Source organism: Agrococcus sp. GW821-FHT14H11 (genome assembly GCF_058803545.1).
Map to the genome: position 1 here is coordinate 30,771 of NZ_JBXAPA010000013.1, position 23,520 is coordinate 54,290.

The 23,520-nt window shown below is 72.7% G+C and carries 25 protein-coding genes; 23 read left to right on the forward strand and 2 right to left on the reverse strand.

The features are described from left to right. Nucleotides 1-15 precede the first annotated feature (15 nt). Nucleotides 16-639, reverse strand: a complete 624-nt coding sequence (gene lexA, locus AC1RNL_RS12745; RefSeq protein ID WP_492935444.1) for a transcriptional repressor LexA — start codon at nucleotides 637-639, stop codon at nucleotides 16-18. A 234-nt stretch (nucleotides 640-873) separates the two neighbouring features. Here lexA and AC1RNL_RS12750 point away from each other — a divergent pair, with 234 nt between their 5' ends. The 6 genes from AC1RNL_RS12750 to AC1RNL_RS12775 all read left to right on the forward strand — a co-directional run bounded on the left by AC1RNL_RS12750 (nucleotide 874) and on the right by AC1RNL_RS12775 (nucleotide 5,261). After that, the gene (locus AC1RNL_RS12750; RefSeq protein ID WP_128189551.1) at nucleotides 874-1,224 is read left to right on the forward strand and encodes a hypothetical protein; all 351 of its coding nucleotides are present in this window, start codon (nucleotides 874-876) and stop codon (nucleotides 1,222-1,224) included. Nucleotides 1,225-1,262: 38 nt separating this feature from the next. Further along, nucleotides 1,263-2,342 carry a histidinol-phosphate transaminase gene (locus tag AC1RNL_RS12755; protein WP_492935445.1) on the forward strand — a complete coding sequence of 360 codons (1,080 nt, stop codon included), beginning with the start codon at nucleotides 1,263-1,265 and terminating at the stop codon, nucleotides 2,340-2,342. A 1-nt stretch (nucleotide 2,343) separates the two neighbouring features. Next, entirely contained in the window at nucleotides 2,344-2,952 is a 609-nt protein-coding gene (gene hisB / locus AC1RNL_RS12760; RefSeq protein ID WP_492935452.1) for an imidazoleglycerol-phosphate dehydratase HisB, read from the forward strand. Further along, nucleotides 2,949-3,596, forward strand: a complete 648-nt coding sequence (hisH, locus tag AC1RNL_RS12765) for an imidazole glycerol phosphate synthase subunit HisH (RefSeq protein WP_246990728.1) — start codon at nucleotides 2,949-2,951, stop codon at nucleotides 3,594-3,596. The genes hisB and hisH overlap by 4 nt, the downstream gene beginning before the upstream one ends. 68 nt (nucleotides 3,597-3,664) lie before the next feature. Then, a complete protein-coding gene (priA, locus tag AC1RNL_RS12770) occupies nucleotides 3,665-4,414 on the forward strand; it encodes a bifunctional 1-(5-phosphoribosyl)-5-((5-phosphoribosylamino)methylideneamino)imidazole-4-carboxamide isomerase/phosphoribosylanthranilate isomerase PriA (protein WP_492935453.1) in 750 nt (249 codons plus the stop codon). A 4-nt stretch (nucleotides 4,415-4,418) separates the two neighbouring features. Continuing rightward, nucleotides 4,419-5,261, forward strand: coding sequence for an SseB family protein (locus AC1RNL_RS12775; RefSeq protein WP_492935446.1), 843 nt, complete (start codon nucleotides 4,419-4,421; stop codon nucleotides 5,259-5,261). 12 nt (nucleotides 5,262-5,273) lie between these two features. Here AC1RNL_RS12775 and AC1RNL_RS12780 read toward each other — a convergent pair whose 3' ends face one another. Beyond that, entirely contained in the window at nucleotides 5,274-5,633 is a 360-nt protein-coding gene (locus AC1RNL_RS12780; protein ID WP_246990730.1) for a DUF1844 domain-containing protein, read from the reverse strand. Nucleotides 5,634-5,854: 221 nt separating this feature from the next. Between AC1RNL_RS12780 and infC the strand changes: the two genes are divergently transcribed. The 17 genes from infC to tyrS all read left to right on the forward strand — a co-directional run bounded on the left by infC (nucleotide 5,855) and on the right by tyrS (nucleotide 22,854). After that, a complete protein-coding gene (infC, locus tag AC1RNL_RS12785) occupies nucleotides 5,855-6,970 on the forward strand; it encodes a translation initiation factor IF-3 (protein WP_128189996.1) in 1,116 nt (371 codons plus the stop codon). A 9-nt stretch (nucleotides 6,971-6,979) separates the two neighbouring features. Further along, nucleotides 6,980-7,174 (forward strand): 50S ribosomal protein L35, encoded by a 195-nt coding sequence (rpmI, locus tag AC1RNL_RS12790; protein ID WP_128189995.1) that lies wholly within the window; start codon nucleotides 6,980-6,982, stop codon nucleotides 7,172-7,174. 36 nt (nucleotides 7,175-7,210) lie between these two features. Further along, nucleotides 7,211-7,597, forward strand: coding sequence for a 50S ribosomal protein L20 (gene rplT / locus AC1RNL_RS12795; RefSeq protein ID WP_128189994.1), 387 nt, complete (start codon nucleotides 7,211-7,213; stop codon nucleotides 7,595-7,597). 1 nt (nucleotide 7,598) lies between these two features. Continuing rightward, the gene (locus AC1RNL_RS12800) at nucleotides 7,599-8,411 is read left to right on the forward strand and encodes a TrmH family RNA methyltransferase (RefSeq protein WP_492935447.1); all 813 of its coding nucleotides are present in this window, start codon (nucleotides 7,599-7,601) and stop codon (nucleotides 8,409-8,411) included. Nucleotides 8,412-8,474: 63 nt separating this feature from the next. Continuing rightward, entirely contained in the window at nucleotides 8,475-9,212 is a 738-nt protein-coding gene (locus tag AC1RNL_RS12805) for an amino acid ABC transporter ATP-binding protein (RefSeq protein WP_246990733.1), read from the forward strand. Nucleotides 9,213-9,242: 30 nt separating this feature from the next. Beyond that, a complete protein-coding gene (locus AC1RNL_RS12810) occupies nucleotides 9,243-10,166 on the forward strand; it encodes a glutamate ABC transporter substrate-binding protein (protein ID WP_246990734.1) in 924 nt (307 codons plus the stop codon). A 73-nt stretch (nucleotides 10,167-10,239) separates the two neighbouring features. Further along, nucleotides 10,240-10,887, forward strand: a complete 648-nt coding sequence (locus AC1RNL_RS12815) for an amino acid ABC transporter permease (protein WP_246990735.1) — start codon at nucleotides 10,240-10,242, stop codon at nucleotides 10,885-10,887. Next, the gene (locus AC1RNL_RS12820) at nucleotides 10,884-11,795 is read left to right on the forward strand and encodes an amino acid ABC transporter permease (RefSeq protein WP_246990736.1); all 912 of its coding nucleotides are present in this window, start codon (nucleotides 10,884-10,886) and stop codon (nucleotides 11,793-11,795) included. The genes AC1RNL_RS12815 and AC1RNL_RS12820 overlap by 4 nt, the downstream gene beginning before the upstream one ends. A gap of 35 nt (nucleotides 11,796-11,830) precedes the next feature. Then, on the forward strand, nucleotides 11,831-12,877 hold the full coding sequence (pheS, locus tag AC1RNL_RS12825) for a phenylalanine--tRNA ligase subunit alpha (protein ID WP_128189988.1): 1,047 nt from the start codon (nucleotides 11,831-11,833) through the stop codon (nucleotides 12,875-12,877). Continuing rightward, nucleotides 12,877-15,363 (forward strand): phenylalanine--tRNA ligase subunit beta, encoded by a 2,487-nt coding sequence (pheT, locus tag AC1RNL_RS12830; RefSeq protein WP_492935448.1) that lies wholly within the window; start codon nucleotides 12,877-12,879, stop codon nucleotides 15,361-15,363. The genes pheS and pheT overlap by 1 nt, the downstream gene beginning before the upstream one ends. A gap of 10 nt (nucleotides 15,364-15,373) precedes the next feature. Continuing rightward, entirely contained in the window at nucleotides 15,374-16,048 is a 675-nt protein-coding gene (locus AC1RNL_RS12835) for an SIMPL domain-containing protein (protein WP_310121005.1), read from the forward strand. A 9-nt stretch (nucleotides 16,049-16,057) separates the two neighbouring features. Further along, nucleotides 16,058-17,104, forward strand: a complete 1,047-nt coding sequence (gene argC, locus AC1RNL_RS12840) for an N-acetyl-gamma-glutamyl-phosphate reductase (RefSeq protein WP_400531931.1) — start codon at nucleotides 16,058-16,060, stop codon at nucleotides 17,102-17,104. Beyond that, nucleotides 17,101-18,273 (forward strand): bifunctional glutamate N-acetyltransferase/amino-acid acetyltransferase ArgJ, encoded by a 1,173-nt coding sequence (gene argJ / locus AC1RNL_RS12845; protein ID WP_492935449.1) that lies wholly within the window; start codon nucleotides 17,101-17,103, stop codon nucleotides 18,271-18,273. Before argC ends, argJ begins: the two co-directional genes overlap by 4 nt. Next, nucleotides 18,263-19,183, forward strand: coding sequence for an acetylglutamate kinase (argB, locus tag AC1RNL_RS12850; RefSeq protein ID WP_492935450.1), 921 nt, complete (start codon nucleotides 18,263-18,265; stop codon nucleotides 19,181-19,183). The genes argJ and argB overlap by 11 nt, the downstream gene beginning before the upstream one ends. After that, nucleotides 19,180-20,109, forward strand: coding sequence for an ornithine carbamoyltransferase (gene argF / locus AC1RNL_RS12855; protein WP_128189982.1), 930 nt, complete (start codon nucleotides 19,180-19,182; stop codon nucleotides 20,107-20,109). The genes argB and argF overlap by 4 nt, the downstream gene beginning before the upstream one ends. Further along, nucleotides 20,106-21,521, forward strand: a complete 1,416-nt coding sequence (gene argH / locus AC1RNL_RS12860; protein WP_492935451.1) for an argininosuccinate lyase — start codon at nucleotides 20,106-20,108, stop codon at nucleotides 21,519-21,521. The genes argF and argH overlap by 4 nt, the downstream gene beginning before the upstream one ends. 19 nt (nucleotides 21,522-21,540) lie before the next feature. Next, nucleotides 21,541-22,854 (forward strand): tyrosine--tRNA ligase, encoded by a 1,314-nt coding sequence (gene tyrS / locus AC1RNL_RS12865; RefSeq protein ID WP_146354264.1) that lies wholly within the window; start codon nucleotides 21,541-21,543, stop codon nucleotides 22,852-22,854. Nucleotides 22,855-23,520: the final 666 nt, after the last annotated feature.

Sequence of the window (23,520 nt, forward strand, 5' to 3'; positions counted from 1 at the left end):
GCGCCGCCCGGGCCGTCAGACCGACCGGAGCACGGCCACCACGCGGCCGAGCACGTCGGCCTCGTCGCCGAGGATCGGCTCGAACGCGGAGTTGCGCGGCAGCAGCCAGGTGTGGCCGTCGCGCTGGCGGAACACCTTGACCGTCGCCTCGCTGTCGAGCATCGCGGCGACGATGTCGCCGTTCTCGGCCGTCTGCTGCTGGCGCACGACCACCCAGTCGCCGTCGCAGATCGCGGCGTCGATCATGGAGTCGCCGACGACCTTCAGCATGAAGAGGTCGCCGGTGCCCACGAGCTGCCGGGGGAGCGGGAAGACGTCCTCGACGTGCTGCTCGGCCGTGATGGGCACGCCTGCGGCGATGCGGCCGACGAGGGGCACGAACGCGGCCTGGTCGATGCTGCCCGCGGTCTCGTCGACCTCGTCGTCGATGAGCACCTCGATCGTGCGCGGGCGGGACGGGTCGCGGCGGATGCAGCCCGCGAGCTCGAGCTGGCCGAGCTGGTGGGTGACGCTCGAGAGCGACGAGAGCCCCACGGCGTCGCCGATCTCGCGGTAGCTCGGCGGGTAGCCGCGCTGGCGCACCGCCCGCTGGATGACCTGCAGGATCGCCTGCTGCTTCTCGGTCAGCTGCCTCGTCATGCCCGCTCCGCTCCCTCAGGTGCATCGCGTGTCAGTGGCCCGCGATTGACTCCTCGTGGTTCGAAAGCGTATCCGACAGGACGCCCGGATCAAACGGATGTTCGAGTGTGTCGTGGAGAAACTCCGCGACAGGGCTTGACGCATCCGGAGGATCGAAGATAGATTCGAAACAGAGATTCGCGGCCGGTGCTCCCGGCCGAGCACCGGCCGCGGACTCCACCGAGAGGAACTGCGATGACTGCGATCACCACCACCACGCCGGGTGCCCGCGTGCGCCTGACCGCTCGCGGCCGCCGTGCCCTGGCACTGCTCGTCGCCGCGCCCGTGCTCGCCGCAGGCGCGCTCGCCGGCGCCGGCGTGCTCGGCGACGCCCTCGCCGGTGCCGTCGCCTCGTCGACGGCCGAGACGGCGCAGTTCGAGCACATCACCGTCATGCCGGGCCAGTCGCTGTGGCAGATCGCCGAGGCCGTCGCGCCTGAGGCCGACCCGCGCGACGTGGTCGCCGAGATCGAGCTGCTGAACGGCATCGCCGGAGCCATCCAGCCGGGCGAGCGGCTCGCGATCCCCGCGCACTACTCCGGCTGAGCCACGAGCGGCATCCGCGCCGGTCCTAGGCTGGTTCGGTGACGAGCCTCGACGACCTGCCCATCCGCGACGACCTGCGCGGCCTGACGCCCTACGGTGCGCCGCAGCTCGACGTGCCGGTGCGGCTCAACGTGAACGAGAACGCGTACCGCGTGCCGGAGGCCGTGGCGCTCGACATCGTGCAGGAGATCGCCCGTGCCCTGCCCGACGCCAACCGCTACCCCGATCGCGAGTTCGACGCGCTGCGCGCGGCCTTCGCCGGCTACCTCGGCCACGGCCTCCAGCCCGCGCAGATCTGGGCCGGCAACGGCTCCAACGAGGTGCTGCAGCACGTGCTCCAGGCATTCGGCGGCCCGGGGCGCTCCCTGCTGTCGTTCACGCCCACCTACTCGATGTACCCGCTGCTCGCGCAGGGCGTCGGCATGCGCTGGGTGCCCGTGCCCCGTGCCGACGACTTCACGCTCACGCCGCAGGCGGTGCGGGAGGCGATCGCCGAGCACGATCCCGACGTGGTGTTCCTCTGCTCGCCCAACAACCCCACCGGCACCGCCATCGACCTCGAGACGGTCGAGGCAGCCGCCGAGGCCGCGCGCGGCATCGTGCTGGTCGACGAGGCCTACGCCGAGTTCGCCCACGACCGCAGCCGCACGGCGCTGACGCTCCTGGAGCGGCACCCCCGGCTGCTCGTCTCGCGCACGATGAGCAAGGCCTTCGCCTTCGCCGGCATCCGCGTGGGCTACCTCGCCGCCGATCCCGCGGTGATCGACGCGCTGCGGCTGGTGCGGCTGCCCTACCACCTGTCGGCGCTCACGCAGGCGGCGGCCGTCGCGGCACTGCGCCACAGCGACGCGATGCTCTCGCGCGTCGACGAGCTGCGCACGCAGCGCGACCGCATCGTCGACGAGCTCACGGCGCTCGGCTACCGCCCCTACCCGTCCGACGCGAACTTCGTGCTGGTGGGCGGCATCGACGATCCGCGGGCTACGTTCGAGGCGCTGCTCGAGCGGGGCATCCTCGTGCGCGACGTCGGGCTGCCGCACACCCTCCGCATCACCGCCGGCACCGCCGCCGAGACGAGCGCGCTGCTGTCGGCGATGGCAGCGCTGCGCGCGGAATAGGATCGAGGCCATGGCCCGCACCGCATCCATCGAGCGCACGACGAGCGAGTCGAGCATCCGCCTCTCGCTCGACCTCGACGGCACCGGCGCCTCGTCGATCTCGACGACGGTGCCGTTCTACGACCACATGCTGACGGCCTTCGCGAAGCACTCGCTCATCGACCTGCAGGTCGAGGCGAGCGGCGACACCGACATCGACGCGCACCACACGGTCGAGGACACCGCCATCTCGCTCGGCCTCGCGCTCGCCGAGGCCCTGGGCGACAAGGCCGGGGTGCGCCGCTACGGCGACGCGACCGTGCCGCTCGACGAGGCGCTCGCGCGCGCCGTCGTCGACCTCTCCGGCCGACCGTTCCTCGTGCACTCCGGCGAGCCCGCGGGCTTCGAGCTGCACCGCATCGGCGGGCACTTCACCGGCTCGCTCGTGCGGCACGTGCTCGAGGCGATCACCCTGAACTCCCGCATCACGGCGCACGTCGAGGTGCTCGCGGGCCGCGACCCGCACCACATCGCCGAGGCCGAGTTCAAGGCGCTCGCCCGCGCGATGCGCGTGGCGGTCGAGCCCGACCCGCGCGTCACCGGCGTGCCCTCGACGAAGGGCGCGCTGTGACGCGCTCCCCGCTCGCCCGGCCGCGCGTCGCGCTGCTCGACTACGGCCTCGGCAACGTGCACTCGGCGGCGAAGGCCCTCGAGGCGGCCGGCGCCGACGTCACGCTCACGGCCGACCGCACCGCGGTCATGGAGGCCGACGGCCTCGTCGTCCCCGGCGTCGGCTCGATGGCCGCCTGCATGGCCGGCATCCAGGCGATCCGCGGCGGCGAGCTCATCGGCCGGCGCCTCGCCGGCTCGCGCCCCGTGCTCGGCATCTGCGTCGGCATGCAGGTGCTGTTCTCGAGCGGCGAGGAGGGCGGCGGCACGACCGCGGGCCTCGACGAGTGGCCGGGCACCGTGCGGAGGCTCCGCGCCGACATCCTGCCCCACATGGGCTGGGCGCAGGTCGAGGCGCCCGAGGACTCCGTGCTCTTCGAGGGCGTGCGCGACGAGCGCTTCTACTTCGTGCACACCTACGCCGCCACCGAGTGGCACATCGACCCGCACCCGCGCATCCGCCCCCCGCGGGTGACGTGGGCCGAGCACGGCGAGCGGTTCATCGCCGCCGTCGAGAACGGCCCCCTCTCCGCCACGCAGTTCCACCCCGAGAAGTCGGGCGAGGCGGGCATCCGCCTGCTCGGCAACTGGGTGCGCGGCCTCTGAGCTGGCCGCCGCCGAGCGGCGGCAGTAGCATCGCCGTGGCCCCGACACCGGAAGGCATCCCCATCCCCATGACCGACTTCAACCAGTCGCCCAAGCTGCAGCTGCTGCCCGCGATCGACGTGGCGGGCGGCAAGGCCGTGCGGCTCACGCAGGGCAAGGCCGGCACCGAGACCTCGTTCGGCAGCCCCGTCGACGCCGCCGAGGACTGGGTGCAGCAGGGTGCCGAGTGGATCCACCTCGTCGACCTCGACGCCGCCTTCGGGCGCGGCGACAACCGCGCCGTCATCAAGAAGGTGATCAAGGCCAGCAAGGGTCGTGTGCAGGTCGAGCTCTCGGGCGGCATCCGCGACGAGGCCTCGCTCGAGTCGGCGCTCGCCACCGGCGTGAAGCGCATCAACCTCGGCACCGCGGCGCTCGAGAACCCCGAGTGGACGGCCTCCGTCATCGCCGAGTACGGCGACCAGATCGCGGTGGGCCTCGACGTGCGCGGCACGACGCTCGCCGCCCGCGGCTGGACGCAGGACGGCGGCGACCTGTGGGATGTGCTGGCGCGCCTCGAGGCCGCAGGCTGCAGCCGCTACGTGGTCACCGACGTGACGAAGGACGGCACCCTCCAGGGCCCGAACCTCACGCTGCTGCGCCAGGTCGCCGAGCGCACGCAGAAGCCGATCGTCGCCTCCGGCGGCGTCGCGAGCCTCGACGACATCGCCGCGCTCCGCGAGCTCGTGCCGTACGGCGTCGAGGGCGCCATCGTGGGCAAGGCGCTCTACGCCGGCGCGTTCACGCTCGCCGCCGCGCTCGACGTCGCCGGCCAGTAGGCCGGTGGCCGACGGGCAGCCGCGCCGCGCGGCCGACTCGGCGGGCCGGCCGTGGGAGGGTCGCTCCTTCGACCACCACGACACGGCCTACGCGCACGACGACGGCTCCGCGCCCGCGGGCTTCGTCGACGCGGTGCGCGCGCTCGCCGACGGCAGCGGCGGCCGCTCGGCCGTCGTGGACGCGCTGCGCGGCGCGCGGCTGCTCGTGCCGCTGCTCGCGGCGGCGGGGGAGACCGGCGTCGACGAGCGGGGCCGCACCGTCGACAAGACGCAGGAGCTCTCGATCGTGACCGTCCTCGGGCCCGACGGACGGCCCATCCTGCCCATGTTCTCGTCGGTCGACGGCATGCGCGGCTGGAACGCCGCCGCCCGCCCCGTGCCGACCGCCACCGACCGCGCCGCCGCGGCGGCGCTCGACGGGCCCGGCCGCATCGTCGTCGACCCGGGGGCCGCGACCGAGCTCGTGCTCACCCGCACGATGCTCGAGGCGCTGCTGACGGATGCGCCCTGGACGTGGGGCGTCGAGGACCCGGCCGTGCAGGGGGCCGTCGTCGACGCGATGCTCGCCCAGCCCGCGGTGCAGGCCGTCGTGCTCGCGACGGGGGACCCGCGCAGCACGCTCGCGGGCGCCGATCTCGAGGTGCACGCGCTCGTCGACGCGGCGCCCGACGCCGCCGAGCAGGTGCAGCGCGCAGCGGCGGCGCTCGCCGAGGCCGAGCTCGTGCGCGAGCGCATCGACAGCGTGGCCGTGCGCGTGCACCGCTGGGACGGGGGCGCGGCGCGGCTGCCGCTGCGTGCGCCGGCGGTGCTCGCCGTCACGCGCGCCGAGCGGGAGGCCGCCCGCTAGGCAGCCCTCCGACTAGGAGACGGGCCCGGTGAACTTCTCGCCCGGGCCCTTGCCGGGGGCGTCGGGCATCGGGCTCGCCTCGCGGAACGCGAGCTGCACCGACCGCAGGCCGTCGCGCAGGGGTGCGGCGTGGATGCCGCCCACCTCGGGCGCGGCCGCGGTGACGAGGCCGGCGAGCGCGTTGATGAGCTTGCGCGCCTCGTCGAGGTCGAGCTGCTGCTCGGGGTCGTCGGCGAGGCCGACCTTCACCGCGGCGGCGCTCAGCAGGTGGATCGCGACGGTGTTGATCAGCTCGACCGCCGGGACGTCGGCGATGTCGCGCGCCTCGGTCAGCGCGTCGTCGCGGTGGTCGTGCTCGATCGGGTCAGTCATCGCGCTCTTCTCCTGGAGGCCGGTGTCTGGTAGAGTTCTGCAGGTTTCGGGCTTCCGCCCGGAGGTGAAAGAGGAGCAATCCCACCCGCAGCCGTTCCAGGCTATCGGGTCAGCAGCACCGGGCAGCGCGTCGTGAGGCGGGCACCGCGGTGCTGAGCCACGCAGGTCGATCCCGCGCTCTGGCTCCTCGTTCGCCGTGCACCAGCACACAGCACAGCAACGTGAAGGAGCCCGCGATCAGCGATCCCCGCACCAACGAGCGCATCCGCGTCCCCGAAGTCCGACTGGTCGGCCCTGCCGGCGAGCAGGTCGGCGTCGTCCGGGTCGAGGATGCCCTTCGTCTTGCCCGTGAGGCAGACCTCGACCTCGTCGAGGTCGCGCCGAACTCGCGCCCGCCCGTCGTCAAGATCATGGACTACGGCAAGTTCAAGTACGAGCAGGCGCAGAAGGCCAAGGAGGCCCGTCGCAACCAGGCGAACACCGTCCTCAAGGAGGTCCGGTTCCGCCTGAAGATCGACGATCACGACTACGAGACGAAGCGCAAGCGTGCACAGGGGTTCCTGGAGGCGGGCGACAAGGTCAAGGCGATGATCCTCTTCCGCGGCCGCGAGCAGTCGCGCCCCGAGATGGGCGTCAAGTTGCTGCAGCGCTTCGCGGAGGACATCCAGGAGTACGGCGCGGTCGAGTCGTCGCCGACCATCGACGGTCGCAACATGGTGATGATCGTCGGCCCCATGCGCTCGAAGTCGGACGCCAAGGCCGAGCTGAACGCGACGCGCACCGCGCAGCGCAAGGCCGACCAGGAGAAGCGCCGCGCCGAGGCCGAGCGGCAGGCGGCACGCCAGGCCGAGGTCGAGGCGTCGCGCCCCGCTCGCCCGACGCTGCCCGCGGGCAGCTCGACGAACGGCGACACCGAGCTCACCCGCTCGCCGCGCCCGGCCACGTCGCGCCCGTCGACCACGTCGCGCCCGGCCGGCTCGTCGCGCCCGTCCTCCGACAGCCGCGGCTCCGACGCGCGCCCGCCCCGCTCGTCCGAGCGCAGCTCGGAGCCGCGCTCCGACTCGCGCTCGTCCGAGCCGCGCAGCGACTCGCGTCCCCGCCAGGCGCCGCGCACCGTCCAGCCGACGCCCGCCCAGGCGCCCCGGCCGGCGTCCGCGCCCAAGCCCGCTGCCGCATCCGCCGCAGCCGCCCCCGCTGCACCCGCAGCCGCCAAGCCCGCCGCGACGCCCGCGACGCCGAAGCCCGCGGGCAAGCCCGCTGCGCCGGGGTCCGCGAAGCCCGCTGCGCCCAAGGCCAAGCCCGCAGGCTCGCCCGCGAGCAAGCCAGCATCCGAGTAGGAGACAAGAATGCCCAAGCAGAAGACGCACTCCGGTGCGAAGAAGCGCTTCAAGATCACCGGCACCGGCAAGATCCGCAAGCAGCAGGCCGGCATGCGCCACAACCTCGAGGTGAAGTCGTCGGTCCAGACGCGCCGCCTCAACAAGGACAAGGTCGTCGCGCCCGCCGACGCCAAGATCATCAAGAAGCTGCTCGCCCGCTGACGCGCGCGACGACGAAGAGATAGAGGGAACACACTCATGGCACGTGTCAAGAGGGCGGTCAACGCCCACAAGAAGCGTCGCGTCATCCTCGAGCAGGCAGCCGGCTACCGCGGGCAGCGCTCGCGCCTGTACCGCAAGGCCAAGGAGCAGCTGCTCCACTCGCACGTCTACGCCTTCCGCGACCGCAAGGCGAAGAAGGGCGAGTTCCGCCGCCTGTGGATCCAGCGCATCAACGCCGCTGCCCGTCAGAACGGCCTCACGTACAACCGCCTGATCCAGGGCCTCGGCCTCGCGGGCATCGAGGTCGACCGCCGCATGCTGGCCGAGCTCGCCGTGCACGAGCCCGCCACCTTCACGGCGCTGGTCGAGGCCGCCAAGGCGGCCCTGCCGACCGACACGTCGGCTCCGCAGAACGCGGCCTGACATGCTCGACAGCCCCCGCGCGCCCCGCGTGCGAGAGGCTGCGAGACTCCAGCAGCGAGCAGCCCGGTCATCGACCGGGCTGTTCCTGTTGGAGGGCCCCGCGGCGCTCGACGAGGCGGTGCGCTGGCAGCCCGCGCAGCTCGTCGACGTCTTCGTCACCGACGCGGCGCGCGAGCGCCACGCCGACCTCATCGACCGCGCCGCGCAGCACGCGCCGGTGACCGCCGCCTCCGAGCGCGCGCTCGCCGCCATCGCCGACACCGTGCATCCGCAGGGCATCGTCGCGGTCGCGAGGCAGGCCCCCGTCCGGCTCGAGGACGCCATCGCGCGCGCCGCTGCCGCCGAGCACCCGCTCGTCGCGATCCTCCACGAGGTGCGCGACCCCGGCAACCTCGGCACGATCCTCCGCGCGGCCGACGCGGCCGGCGCATCCGCCGTCATCGTCACCGCCAACTCCGTCGACCCCTACGCGCCCAAGGTCGTGCGCTCGACGACGGGCTCGCTCTTCCACGTCGACATCGCCGTCGGCGCCGCCACGATCGACGCGGTCGAGGCCGCCGCTGCGGCCGGCCTCAGCGTGCTCGCCGCCGACGTGTCGGGCGAGGACCTCACGGCGCTGCGCGCCGAAGGCGTGCTCGCGCGGCCCACCGCGTGGCTGTTCGGCAACGAGGCGCGCGGCCTCGACGCCGCGACCCTCGCGCTCGCCGACCGCGCGGCCAGGCTGCCCGTCTACGGGCGCGCCGAGTCGCTCAACCTGGCCACGGCGGCATCCGTCTGCCTCTACCAGAGCGCCTTCGCGCAGCGCGACGTGTAACCGTTTCGTTTCGATCCGAACGAGCGGCCGCAGCGGGGCCATAGGTCATGCTTTGATGAGCGCATGCAGCCCCTCGTCGAGCTCGATCACGTCAACAAGCACTACGGCGACCTGCACGTGCTGAACGACATCGACGTCGCCATCCCCAAGGGCCAGGTCGTGGTCGTCATCGGCCCCTCCGGCTCCGGCAAGTCGACCTTCTGCCGCGCGATCAACCGCCTCGAGACCATCGACGACGGCGAGATCCGCATCGACGGCGTGCCGCTGCCCGCCGAGGGCAAGGAGCTCGCGCAGCTGCGCGCCGACGTCGGCATGGTCTTCCAGTCGTTCAACCTCTTCGCCCACAAGTCGATCCTCGAGAACGTGACGCTCGGCCCCATGAAGGTGCGCGGCAAGAAGCGCAAGGAGGCCGAGGAGCACGCGATGGCGCTGCTCGAGCGCGTCGGCATCGCGAACCAGGCGCACAAGATGCCGGCGCAGCTCTCGGGCGGTCAGCAGCAGCGCGTCGCGATCGCCCGCTCGCTCGCGATGGAGCCGAAGCTCATGCTCTTCGACGAGCCCACGAGCGCGCTCGACCCCGAGATGATCAACGAGGTGCTCGACGTGATGGTCGAGCTCGCGCACGGCGGCATGACGATGATCACGGTCACGCACGAGATGGGCTTCGCCCGCAAGGCGGCCGACCGCGTGCTGTTCATGGCCGACGGGCGGGTGATGGAGGACACCACTCCGGAGGAGTTCTTCTCGAACCCGCGCACCGAGCGGGCCAAGGACTTCCTGTCCAAGATCCTCAGCCACTGACCCGAACCACCCCACAGAAGGAGCAGCACCATGCGCAGCAAGCTCATGATCGGCGCGGCAGCGCTGTCGGTATTCGCGCTCACCGCCTGCGGCGGCCCCGCGGGCACGTCGTCCACCGGCGAGCCCGAGGAGCCCGGCGAGACCGGCGCCACCAGCGAGCACCCCTACGGCCTCGAGGTCGTCGAGTCGCCCGAGTTCGAGGAGGGCACCACGATGGCCGAGCTCGCCGAGGCGGGCTCCATCACGATCGGCACGAAGTTCGACCAGCCGCTGTTCGGCCTCGTCGGCCCGGACGGCGCTCCCGTCGGCTTCGACGTCGCCATCGGCTCGCTCATCGCGGCCGAGCTCGGCATCCCGTTCGAGAGCATCGAGTGGACCGAGACCGTATCGGCGAACCGCGAGCCCTTCATCGAGCAGGGCCAGGTCGACATCGTCGTCGCGACGTACACGATCAACGACACCCGCAAGGAGATCATCGACTTCGCCGGGCCGTACTTCATGGCCGGACAGGCGCTCATGGTGCAGGCGGGCAACCCCGAGGGCATCACGGGCCCGGAGGACGTCGAGGGCCAGCCGGTGTGCTCGGTCGAGGGCTCCACGCCCGCAGCGACCATCGTCGAGGAGTACGGCGCCGAGCTCGTCGCGACCGACGTCTACTCGAACTGCCTCGACCCGCTGCGCAACGGGCAGGTCGTCGCGGTCACGACCGACAACGTGATCCTGGGCGGCTTCGTCGACCAGAACGCCGGTGAGTTCGAGCTCGTCGCCGACGGCGAGACCTTCACGGAGGAGCCGTACGGCATCGGCCTGGCGAAGGGCGACGACGAGTTCCGCGCCTTCATCAACGACACGCTGGAGGCCGCCTTCGAGGACGGTCGCTACGAGTCGCTCTGGGAGCAGACGGCGGGCGCAGTGCTCCCGACGCCCGAGCCTCCGGCCGTCGACCGGTACTGATACCCGGCCGAACCGACCCTGACGGGCGGGGCCCGCGACGCGGGCCCCGCCTCGTCGAGACTGACGGAGACGCATGGAAGCCCTGCTCTCGAACGGACCGCTGTGGTGGGACGGCATGCGCAGCACGCTGCTGCTCGTGCTCGTGACCACCGCCATCGGCCTGCCCGCCGGCGCCATCATCGCCGGCATGCGCGTGTCGCCAGTGGCGGCACTGCGCGTGGCGGCGGCGGTCTACACCGAGCTCGCGCGCAACACCCCGCTGACGCTGGTGTTCTTCTTCGTGTTCTTCGTGCTGCCGCGCGTGGGCGTGACGCTCGACTTCTTCCTCTCCGGCGTCATCGCGCTCGCGTTCTACACGACCGCGTTCTTCGCCGAGGCGGTGCGCAGCGGCATCAACTCCGTCGCCTTCGGGCAGGCGGAGGCCGCGCGCTCCATCGGCCTCGGCTTCCGGCAGACCATGACCGAGGTCGTGCTGCCGCAGGCCATCCGCTCCGTCGTCCCGCCGATCATCAACGTGATCATCGCGCTCACGAAGAACACCTCGGTCGCGATGGGCTTCTTCATCTTCGTGCTCACCTCGGTCGCGCAGCGCCTGTCGAACACCAACGGCGACCAGACCCTCGAGATCTTCCTCGGCATCGCCCTGAGCTACCTGCTCATCACCGTGCCGCTCGGGCAGCTCGCCGACTGGCTCGAGCGCAAGTGGAGGGTGGTCCGATGAGCGCCAGCGTCCTGTACGACGAGCCCGGCCCGAAGGCGCGGCGCTTCTCCCGCATGCTCTCGGTCGTCTTCGCGGTCGTGTTCGCCGCGGTCATCGGCTGGGCGGTCTACCAGCTGTGGCTCGGCGGCACCTTCTACGCCGACCGCTGGGACATCTTCCTCGAGCCGGCCTACTGGACGGGCGCTCGCGGCCTGCTCTTCGGCCTCCAGACCACCCTCATCACCGCGGCGATCGCCTCGGTCGGGGCGATCGCGCTCGGCCTCGTCTTCGCCGTCGGCCGCAGCGCCCGCAGCCGTTGGGTGCGCATCCCCGTCACGATCGTGCTCGAGTTCTTCCGCGGCATGCCGGTGCTGCTGATGATCCTCTTCGTGCTGCTGGCCATGCGGATGGGCCCGATGATCTCCGTCATCATCGCGCTCATCGTCTACAACGGCGCGATCATCGGCGAGGCGATCCGCACAGGCGTCGCGGCCCTGCCCAAGGGCCAGCGCGAGAGCGGGCTGGCGATCGGGCTGAGCCCGCTGCGCACGCTCGCGCTCATCGAGCTGCCGCAGGCGATCCGCATCATGCTGCCGGTCATCATCGCCCAGCTCGTGGTGCTGCTGAAGGACACGGCGCTCGGCTACATCGTCTCGAGCCCCGAGCTCATCACCATCGGCCGCGACCTGGCGGAGTTCTACGGCGCGGGACAGTACGCGCTGTCGACCACGTTCGTGCTGCTGGCGATCTACCTGGCGCTCAACCTCTCGCTCACCTGGCTCGCGCACCGCACCGCCGCGTGGGCGTCGCGGCCGCGCACGAAGGGCAAGCGCCCGGACGGCACGCCGACCACGAGCATCCCCGTCTCGACGCGGGCCATCCGGCAGCAGCGGCAGCAGCCGGACCAGGATCCGACCGACCTCACCTGAGCAGGCGGGCCCGCCCCGCTCGGTAGGATCGTCGGGTGCCAACCCCTGACGAGAACGCCGACCTCGGCGCGCGCGTCGACGCCGCGGTGGCCGCGGCGCTCGCCGCGATCGAGGCCGCGCAGACGACCGCCGACCTGCAGGCCGCGAAGGCCGCCCACAACGGGCAGGGCTCCGAGCTCGCCGGCCTCAACGCGAGCCTGCGCGACATCGCGCCAGAGCAGCGCAAGGCCGCCGGCCAGACGATCGGCGCCGGTCGCGGCCGCGTCGCCGAGGCGATCGCCGCCCGCCAGCAGGAGCTCGCGGCGGCCGAGGAGGCCGCCCAGCTCGAGGCCGAGCGCGTCGACGTCACCGCGCTGCCGCGCATCCGCACCGCCGGTGGCCGCCACCCGCTGACGATGCTCATGGACGAGATGAGCGATGTCTTCGTCGGCATGGGCTGGGAGGTCGCGGAGGGCCCCGAGCTCGAGCACGAGTGGTACAACTTCGACGCGCTCAACGTCGACCCCGACCACCCCGCGCGCAGCGAGTCCGACACCTTCTACGTCGCGCCCGCAGACCGCCACATGGTGCTGCGCACCCAGACGAGCCCCGTGCAGGCGCGCTCGCTGCTCACGCGTGAGCTGCCGGTGTACATCGTCGCGCCCGGCCGCGTCTACCGCACCGACGACATCGACGCCACGCACCTGCCGGTCTTCACGCAGATGGAGGGCCTCGCCGTCGACAAGGGCATCACGATGGCCAACCTGCGCGGCACGCTCGAGCACCTCGCGCGCATCATGTTCGGCGACGAGGCGAGGATCCGCCTCCGCCCCAACTACTTCCCCTTCACCGAGCCGAGCGCCGAGATGGACGTCTGGCACCCCGGCATGCGCGGCGGCCCGCGCTGGGTCGAGTGGGGCGGCTGCGGCATGGTCAACCCCAACGTGCTGCGCGCGGCGGGCGTCGACCCCGAGGTCTACTCGGGCTTCGCGTTCGGCATGGGCGTCGAGCGCACCCTCCAGTTCCGGTACCAGCTCGACGACATGCGCGACATGATCGAGGGCGATGTGCGCTTCACCGAGCAGTTCGGGATGGTGATCTGATGCGGATCCCGCTGTCATGGCTGCGCGAGCACGTCGACGTGCCCGCCGACGACGCCGCCGACTGGCTGCACGCGACGCTCGTGCGCGTCGGCTTCGAGGAGGAGACGGTGCACGGCGGCGAGCTGCGCGGCCCGATCGTCGTCGGCCGCGTGCTCTCGTTCGTCGAGGAGCCCCAGAAGAACGGCAAGACGATCCGCTACGCGCAGGTCGACGTCGGCGAGGCGAACGGCGGCGTGCGCGGCATCGTCTGCGGCGCGCTCAACTTCGTCGAGGGCGACCGCGTCGTCGTGACGCTGCCTGGCGCGGCGCTCCCGGGCGGCTTCGAGATCGCCGCGCGCAAGACCTACGGCCACGTCTCCGACGGCATGATCGCCTCCGAGCGCGAGCTCGGCCTCGGCGACGACCACGACGGCATCATGCGCCTCGACCCGCTCGGCATCCCGGGCGAGGTCGGTGCGGATGCGCTGGCGCTGCTGGGCCTGGACGACCAGGCGGTCGAGATCAACGTGACGCCCGACCGCGGGTACGCGCTCTCCATCCGCGGCATCGCCCGCGAGGTGGCGTCCGCCACGGGGCAGGCGTTCGTCGACCCCGCAGACACCGCGCGCGCCGCGGTCGACGCGGGCCCCGCATCCGGCTTCCCGCTCGAGCTGCGCGACGACGCGCCCATCCGCGGCCGCGCCGGCTGCACCCGCTTCGTGGTGCGCGTGGTGCGCGGCATCGACCCGACCCGCGCGACGCCGTCGTGGATGGCCTCGCGGCTGCGGCTCGCGGGCATCCGCTCCATCTCGCTGCCGGTCGACATCACCAACTACGTGATGCTCGAGCTCGGGCAGCCGATCCACGGCTACGACCTCGCGAAGCTCCGCGGCGGCATCGTGGTGCGCCGCGCGCAGCCCGGGGAGCGGCTCACGACGCTCGACGGCGTCGACCGCGCGCTCAGCCCCGAGGACCTCCTCATCACCGACGACCGCGGCGCGATCGGCCTCGCGGGCGTCATGGGCGGCGCCGAGACCGAGATCGACGCGACGACGACCGATGTCCTCATCGAGTCGGCAACCTTCGACGGCGTCACGATCGGCCGCTCGGCACGCCGGCACAAGCTGTTCTCCGAGGCGTCGAAGCGCTACGAGCGCGGCGTCGACCCGGCTGTGGCCGACGCGGCAGCCGCCCGCGTGGCCCAGCTGCTCGTCGACCTGGCGGGCGGCACGATCGACGCCCTCGGCGCCGACCAGGGCGAGGTGCCCGCGATGCGGCCGATCACGATCGGCGTCGGCTTCTGGAACGCGCTGCTCGGCACCGACTACCGCGTCGAGGAGGCGCGCGGCGCGCTCGAGCGCATCGGCGCCGTCGTCGTCGAGCAGGGCGCGGATGCGTGGACGGTCACGCCGCCCACGTGGCGCCGCGACCTCGTCGACCGCGAGGGGCTCGTCGAGGAGATCGCGCGCATCGTCGGCTTCGACCGCATCCCCTCCGTGCTGCCGGTCGCGCCGCCCGGGCGCGGCTACACGCGGGCGCAGCGCCTGCGACGGCGCGTCGCCGACGCGCTCGCCTCGGCCGGCCTCACCGAGGTGCTCGTGGCGCCCTTCGCCACCGAGCGCCAGGCGCGCATGACGGGTGCCGAGCCCGTGCGGCTCGAGAACCCGCTCGACGGCGAGCGCCCGTGGCTGCGCACCGCGCTGCTGCCGGGCATGCTCGACACCGCGCACCGCAACCTCGGCCGCGGCCTCACCGACCTCGCGCTGTTCGAGCTCGGCCGCGTGTTCGTCGCGGTCGACGGCCAGGGCACCGACGAGCTGCCGGCCGCCGACGCGCGCCCCGCCGACGACGTGCTCGCCGCGCTCGACGCGTTGCCCGCGCAGCCCGACCACGCGGCGGTGCTGCTGGTGGGCGAGCGGGTGCGCAAGCAGCCAGGCACCGCCGCGGCGCGCTACGGGATCGCCGACGCGATCGAGGCCGCGGAGCGCGTCGCGCGCACGCTCGGGCTCGAGCTCGACGTGCGCCAGGGGCAGCGGGAGTGGCTGCACCCGGGGCGCACCGCCGAGCTGCTCGTCGGCGACGAGGTCGTCGGCGTGGCCGGCGAGCTGCTGCCGCAGGTGGCGGCCGACGCCGACCTGCCGCGGGTGGTGGCGGTCGCCGAGCTCGACCTCACCGCGATGATCGCCCGCGCCCGCGTCGGACTCGACACCGCGCGCATCGCGCCGGTGCCGGCGGCTACGCAGGACCTCTCGCTCGTGGTGCCCATCGGGGTGCCGGCGGGCGAGGTGCAGCGGGCGGTGCGCGACGGTGCAGGCACGCTCCTCGAGCACATCGCGCTCGTCGACGACTACCGCGGGCAGGGCCTCGGCGAGGGCGAGAAGTCGCTCACGTTCGCCCTCCGCTTCCGGGCGCCCGACCGCACGCTGACCGCGGCCGAGGCATCCGAGGCGAAGCTCGCGGGGCTGCGGGTCGCGACCGACCGGCACGGGGCGAGGCTGCGCGAGTAGCATCGCGGCCATGGTCGAGATCCTGGTCACCGGAGAGGCCGTCGAGCGAGCCGCCGCCGAGCGGGCGACCGTCACGGTGCAGTCGCGGTGGCAGGCGGATGCGCCGGAGGCGGCGATGACGCTCGTCGCGAAGGCGCACAGCCGGGTGAGCGCCGAGGCGCGCGCCTTCGCGGAGTCGGGGGCCGTCGACACCTGGCACGCCGACCGCGTCTGGGTCTCGCACCACCGCGAGTGGGTGGGGGAGGGCCAGCCGCAGCGGCTGGTCTTCACGGCTTCGGCCTCCGTCACCGCGACGTTCGTCGACGTCGAGGCGCTCGGCACCTGGATCGGCGAGCTGGGCGCCGAGCAGGTCCACGAGGTGGGCGGCATCGCCTGGTCGCTCGCCGAGGGCACCGAGCGCGAGCTCGCGAGCCGCGCCCGCTCGCGCGCGATCGCCGACGCGGTGGCGCGCGCGGCCGACTACGCCGAGGCGGCGGGCCTCGGCGCGCCGGTCGTGCGCAGCATCCGGGAGCCCGGGGCCGAGCCGCCCCGCCCGCTGCTCGCCAAGCGGCAGCGCGGCGTCGAGTCGATGGTGCTCGGCGCGGCCGACGCGGGCGGCGCGGTCGAGCTCGCGGCGGGCGACATCGAGGTGCAGGCGCTCGTCGAGGTGGGCTTCTCGGCGGAAGCCGCATCGCGCGGCGACTAGCCTGGAGGCATGAGCCTCTCCGTCGCCGTCGCAGGGGCGAGCGGGTACGCAGGGGGAGAGCTGCTGCGGCTGCTCGCCCACCACCCCGAGCTGGAGGTGCGCACCGTCACCGCGCACGCCAACGCCGGGCAGCCCCTCGTCTCCGTGCACCCCAACCTCCGGTCCTTCGCCTCGCTGACCTTCCAGGAGACGACCGCCGAGGTGCTCGCCGGCCACGACGTCGTCTTCCTCGCGCTGCCGCACGGGCACTCGGGCGGCATCGCCGCGCAGCTGCCCGAGTCGACGCTCGTCGTCGACGCCGGTGCCGACCACCGGCTCGAGCGCGCCGACGACTGGCAGGCGTTCTACGGCACCGAGCACGCGGGCACCTGGCCCTACGGGATGCCCGAGCTGATCCTCGCCGACGGCGGCCGCCAGCGCCGCGAGCTGCGCGCCGCGCGCCGCATCGCGGTGCCCGGCTGCAACGCGACCGCGGTCACGCTCGCAGCCGCCCCCGGCATCGCCGCGGGCCTCATCGACGCGACCGCGCTCACCTCCGTGCTGGCCGTCGGCTCCTCGGGCGCCGGCCGTGCTGCGAAGACGCAGCTGCTCGCGGCCGAGCTCACCGGCAGCGCCACGCCGTACGGCGTCGGCGGCAGCCACCGGCACCTGCCCGAGATCGCGCAGAACCTGCGCGCGGTCGGCGCGGCCGAGGTGCGCCACTCCTTCACGCCGGTGCTCGTGCCCATGACCCGCGGCATCCTCGCGACCGTCACCGCGCCGCTCATCGGCGAGGCGACGCCCGAGCAGGTGCGCAGCGCCTGGCTCACCGCCTACGGCGACGAGCGGTTCATCCACGTGCTGCCGACGGGCGAGTACCCGCGCACGGCCGACGTGCTCGGCTCCAACTCGGTGCACATCGGCGTCGGCCTCGACGAGGCGGCGGGCCGCGTCGTCATGATCGCCGCGATCGACAACCTCGGCAAGGGCACGGCGGGCGCGGCCGTGCAGTCGGCGAACATCGCGCTCGGCTTCGACGAGCAGCTCGGCCTCCCCGTCGACGGGGTCGCCCCGTGAGCGTGACGGCGGCGGACGGCTTCCGCGCGGCCGGCGTCGCCGCAGGCGTCAAGGCGTCCGGCGGGCTCGACGTCGCGATGGTCGTGAACGACGGCCCGCTCTCGGCCGCGGCGGGCGTCTTCACGTCCAACCGCGCGAAGGCCAACCCGGTGCTGTGGAGCGAGCAGGCGCTCGCGGGCGGCAGCGCCCGCGCGGTCGTGCTCAACTCCGGCGGCGCCAACTGCTTCACCGGCGCGTTCGGCTTCCAGACGACCCACCAGACCGCCGAGCGCGCCGCCGAGCGCCTCGGCATCGGCGCGATCGACGTGCAGGTGTGCTCGACCGGCCTCATCGGCGTCGGCGACGAGTCGTTCCGCGCGGCCGTGCTGCGCGGCGTCGACCTGGCGGCGGATGCGCTGGCCGGCGCGGGCGGGGACGCCGCGGCCGGGCTGACCGCCGCCCAGGCCATCATGACCACCGACTCGGTGCCGAAGCAGGCGGTCGCGCGCGGCGACGGCTTCACCGTCGGCGGCATGGCGAAGGGCGCGGGCATGCTCGCGCCGGGCCTCGCCACGATGCTCGTCGTGCTGACCACCGACGCCGCGTGCACCGCCGACGTGCTCGACCGGGCGCTGCGCGCCGCGACCCGCGTCACCTTCGACCGGCTCGACTCCGACGGCTGCATGTCGACGAACGACACCGTGCTGCTGCTCGCGAGCGGCGCCTCGGGCGTCGAGCCCGACGAGGCCGCGCTGACGGCGACGGTCACCGCGGTCTGCGACGACCTCGCCCGGCAGCTGCAGGAGGACGCCGAGGGCGCGAGCCACGACATCGCGATCGAGGTGCGGCATGCCGCGACCGAGGACGAGGCGGTCGTCGTCGCGCGCTCGGTCGCGCGCTCCAACCTCTTCAAGGCCGCGATCTTCGGCAACGACCCGAACTGGGGCCGCGTGCTCGCGGCGATCGGTACGACGGATGCGTCCTTCGACCCGTACGCGGTCGACGTGCACTTCAACGGGGTGCGCGTCTGCCACGCCGGCGAGCCCGACCGCCCGCGCGACGAGGTCGACCTGACGCCGCGGGCGACGGCGATCGTGATCGACCTGTTCGCGGGCGAGGCGACCGCGACCATCCGCACCAACGACCTCACCCACGAGTACGTGCACGAGAACTCCGCATATGCCAGCTAGGGACGCGGCGCTGCTGGCGCAGAAGGCCGAGACGCTCATCGAGTCGCTGCCGTGGCTCGAGCGCTACCGCGGCGCGACGATGGTCGTGAAGTACGGCGGCAACGCGATGGTCTCGGCCGAGCTGCAGCGCGCCTTCGCCGAGGACATGGTGTACCTGCGCCACGTCGGCATCCGGCCGGTCGTCGTGCACGGCGGCGGGCCGCAGATCAGCGAGGCGCTGCGCATCCACGGCATCGAGAGCGAGTTCCGCGGGGGCTACCGCGTCACGAGCCCCGCGGCGATGGACGTGGTGCGGATGGTGCTCACCGGTCAGGTGGCGCGCACGCTCGTGTCGCTCATCAACGCGCACGGCCCGCTCGCCGCGAGCATGTCCGGCGAGGACGCGGGGCTCTTCACGGGCCGCCGTCGCGGGACGGTCGTCGACGGCGAGGAGGTCGACCTCGGCCAGGTCGGCGACGTCGTCGCGGTCGACCCGGCGCCCGTCCAGCGGCTCGTCGAGGCGGGCCTCATCCCGGTGGTGTCGTCGATCGCGCCCGACGGCGACCGCCCAGGGGAGTCGCTCAACGTGAACGCCGACGCCGCCGCGGCGGCGCTCGCAGCTGCGCTCGGCGCGCAGAAGCTCGTCATCCTCACCGACGTCGAGGGCCTCTACCGCGACTGGCCCGACCGCGGCTCCCTCATCAGCGAGCTCACCGACCGCGAGCTCGAGGCGCTGCTGCCGTCGCTCGAGTCGGGCATGATCCCCAAGATGCAGGCGTGCCTCGACGCGGTGCGAGGCGGCGTGCCGAAGGCCGCCATCATCGACGGCCGCGCGCCCCACTCCATCCTCACCGAGATCTTCACGAGCGCCGGCTCGGGCACCGAGGTCGTGCCGGCCGCCGCGCCGACCCAGGGCAAGGAGCCTGCATGACCCGCCACTTCCTCCGCGACGACGACCTGAGCCCGGCCGAGCAGCGCGAGGTGCTCGAGCGCGCGACGCGCATGAAGGCCGACCGCTTCGCGGAGCGGCCGCTCGAGGGCCCTCGTTCGGTGGCGGTCATCTTCGACAAGTCGTCGACCCGCACCCGCGTCTCGTTCCACGTCGGCATCTCCGACCTCGGCGGGTCGCCGCTCATCATCTCGACCGCGTCGAGCCAGCTCGGCGGCAAGGAGACCGCTGCCGACACCGCGCGCGTGCTCGAGCGCCAGGTGGCCGCGATCGTGTGGCGCACCTACGCGCAGGCGGGGCTCGAGGAGATGGCCGAGGGCACGACGGTGCCGGTCGTCAACGCGCTCTCCGACGACTTCCACCCCTGCCAGCTGCTCGCCGACCTGCTCACGATCCGCGAGCACAAGGGCGAGCTCGCCGGGCTCACCGTCGCGTTCGTCGGCGACGGGCGCTCGAACATGGCGCAGTCGTACCTCCTGGCGTGCGCGACCGCCGGCATGCACGTGCGCGTCGGCGCGCCGGCCGAGTACGCGCCGGATGCGCGGGTCGTCGCCGATGCCCAGCGCATCGCGAGCGGCACCGGCGGCAGCGCGTCGCTCACGACCAGCGCGTCCGAGGCCGTCGCGGGCGCCGACGTCGTCGTCACCGACACCTGGGTGTCGATGGGCAAGGAGGACGAGAAGGCCGAGCGGGTCGCGACCTTCGGCGGATTCAAGGTCGACGCGGCGCTCATGGCGCAGGCGAAGCCCGACGCGGTCTTCATGCACTGCCTGCCCGCCGACCGCGGCTTCGAGGTGACCGCCGACGTCATCGACGGACCGCAGTCGATCATCTGGGACGAGGCGGAGAACCGCCTGCACGCGCAGAAGGCGCTGCTGGCCTGGCTGCTCGAGCGGAGCGCGGCATGAGCGACCAGCACGGCACGAACGAGGGCTCCCTCTGGGGCGGCAGGTTCGCCGCGGGGCCGAGCCCCGAGATGGCACGGCTGTCGAAGTCGACGCAGTTCGACTGGCGGCTCGCGCAGCTCGACATCCGCGGCTCCAAGGCCCACGCGACCGCGCTGCACGCGGCCGGCCTGCTCTCGGACGACGAGCTGGCCGGCATGCGCGCCGCCCTCGACGAGCTCGCCGAGCGCGTGCGCACGGGGGCGTTCGTCGCCGCCGAGTCCGACGAGGACGTGCACGGCGCGCTCGAGCGCGGCCTCATCGAGGTGGTGGGCGCAGAGCTCGGCGGGCGGCTGCGCGCCGGCCGCTCCCGCAACGACCAGATCGCGACGCTCGTGCGGGTGTGGATGCTCGAGGAGAGCGTCGAGGTCGAGCGCGGCATCCGCGCGGTGATCGAGGCCCTGCGCCTGCAGGCCGACGCGCATCCGCACGCCCCGATGCCCGGGCGCACGCACCTGCAGCACGCGCAGCCGGTGCTGCTCGCGCACCACCTGCTCGCGCACGCGTGGCCGCTCGTGCGCGACCTCGAGCGGCTCGCCGACTGGCGCGAGCGGGCGAGCGAGTCGCCCTACGGCTCTGGCGCGCTCGCCGGATCGACCCTCGGGCTCGACCCCGCGCTCGTGGCGCACGAGCTGGGGCTCGCCGCCCCGAGCCCGAACTCCATCGACGCGACCGCGGCGCGCGACGTCGTCGCCGAGCTCACCTTCGTGCTCACGATGACGGCCATCGACCTCTCGCGGCTCGCCGAGGAGGTCATCTTCTGGACCACGCGCGACGTCGGCTTCGCGCGCCTCCACGACGGCTTCTCGACGGGGTCGTCGATCATGCCGCAGAAGAAGAACCCCGACATCGCCGAGCTCGCCCGCGGCAAGGCCGGCCGGCTCATCGGCGACCACGCGGGCCTGCTCGCGACGCTCAAGGCGCTGCCGCTGGCCTACAACCGTGACCTGCAGGAGGACAAGGAGCCGGTCTTCGACGCGGTCGACCAGCTGCAGGTGCTGCTGCCGGCCTTCGCCGGCATGGTCGCGACCCTCGCCTTCGACGAGGAGCGGATGCGCGCGGGCGCGGCTGCGGGATACGCGCTCGCGACCGACGTGGCCGAGTGGCTCGTGCGGCGCCGCGTGCCGTTCCGGGAGGCGCACGAGATCGCGGGCAGCCTCGTGCGGCTGTGCGAGGAGCGCGGGATCGAGCTCGACGAGGCGACCGACGACGACTACCGCTCGGTGTCCGAGCACCTGCTGCCCGAGGTGCGCGAGGTGCTCACCGTCGACGGCGCTATCGCCGCGCGCGACGGCGTCGGCGGCACGGCGCGGTCGGCCGTCGACGCGCAGCTCGCCACGCTCGACGCGCACCTCGCGCGCCTCGCCGAGCGCTGACGTTCGATAGGTTCGACGGGTGACCGAACTCGCTCCCATCCAGCTCGACCCGGCGTTCCCGAATGTCTGGGACGAGCTGCAGTACCGCGGCAGCGTGCACGTGTCGACCGACCCGGAGGCGCTGCGGTTCCTCCTCGGCGGCGCGCCGATCACCTTCTACTGCGGCTTCGACCCGACCGCGCCGAGCCTGCACCTCGGCAACCTGGCGCAGCTCATCATCATGCGCCGCCTGCAGCTGGCCGGCCACCGGCCGCTCGCGCTGGTCGGAGGCTCGACGGGCCTCATCGGCGACCCGAAGCCGACCGCCGAGCGGCAGCTCAACGACCGCGAGACGGTCGCCGAGTGGGTCACCTACCTCGGCGAGCAGATGCTGCGGTTCCTCTCCGCCGAGGGCGACAACCCGGTCGAGCTCGTGAACAACCTCGACTGGACGGCGCCGATGTCGACCGTCGACTTCCTGCGCGAGATCGGCAAGCACTTCCGCGTCGGCACCATGCTGCGCAAGGACGCCGTCGCATCGCGGATGGAGTCCGAGGAGGGCATCTCCTACGCCGAGTTCAGCTACCAGGTGCTGCAGGGGCTCGACTTCCGCGAGCTCTTCCTCCGCTACGGCTGCATCATGCAGCTCGGCGGGAGCGATCAGTGGGGCAACCTCACCGCCGGCACCGAGCTGATCCGCAAGGCGGAGGGCGTGCACGCCCACGCGCTGGGCTCTCCGCTCGTCACCGACGCCGATGGGAAGAAGTTCGGCAAGAGCGAGGGCAACGCGGTCTGGCTCGACCCGCAGCTGACCACCCCGTACGCGATGTACCAGTTCTGGCTCAACCAGGACGACGCGATCGTGGTGCAGCTGCTCAAGACGTTCACGTTCCTGCCCTCGTCCCGCATCGAGGAGCTCGCGCAGGCGACGGCGGATGCGCCGTTCCGGCGCGAGGCGCAGAAGGAGCTCGCGCTCCAGGCGACGTCGTTCATCCATGGGGAGCCCGCGACGCAGCAGGCCATCGCCGCATCCCACGCGCTGTTCGGCGCCGGCGACCTCCAGGCGCTGGGGGAGGACACGCTCGCCGCAGCTGTCGCCTCGCTCGACAAGCAGGCGACCGCGACACCGGACGCCCCGGTGCTGCAGCTGCTGCAGGAGACCGGTCTCGTCGACTCGCTCTCGGATGCCCGGCGCGCGATCGCCCAGGGCGGCGTCTCCGTGAACAACCAGCGCATCGACGACCCGGCCGCCACGCTCGAGGGCCGGCTCCTGCACGGCCGGTACGCCGTGCTGCGGCGCGGCAAGAAGACGCTCGCGGGCGTCGATGCAGGGCTCGACGCGGCGCGAGCCTGACCACCCGGGCGCACGCCCTGCTCCCCGGATCTCCGGGCGAGGAGCGAGACACGCCCGGGATGCGCGGGGTTTGGGATGCGGGCACGGATGCCGTGTAACGTGATCCCTCGTCACCCCATAGACGCCGGGCCGAGAGGCTGGCGGATCAAGAGGGACCAACACCTCCTCGTCTTCGGGTTCGTGCGCACGTTGTGCGCTGGCTCGTGGGGCGAGTATCGTGACTACTCCACTTCGATGATGAGTGTGCGGATGGCGTGCGGGCAGCTGAGGCTGCTGGCGGGCCGGCTTGAACGGGCGTTCCGGATCGTGTAACCTAGCGAGGTTGCCATGAGCCGGATCTGAAGGTCTGGTGTGAGCTTCGCTCCGCACGGTGTGTCGATTTGACACTCGTCGAGAAGTGGTTACGATTGAGAAGTTGCCTCGGCGCAGACCCGGAAGGGAATGCACGAGAGCGTCTGATCCTTGAGAACTCAACAGCGTGCACAATGTCAAATGCCAAATATTAACTCGTCGTGCCTGAGGGCACAACGAATTCCTTTGGATGAGACAGATTGTCAGTAGACAGTCTATTTTGTCAGTTTCAAACTCGCTGCCGACCGGTTTTCCCCGGCCGGCATGCAACATTTCTTTACGGAGAGTTTGATCCTGGCTCAGGACGAACGCTGG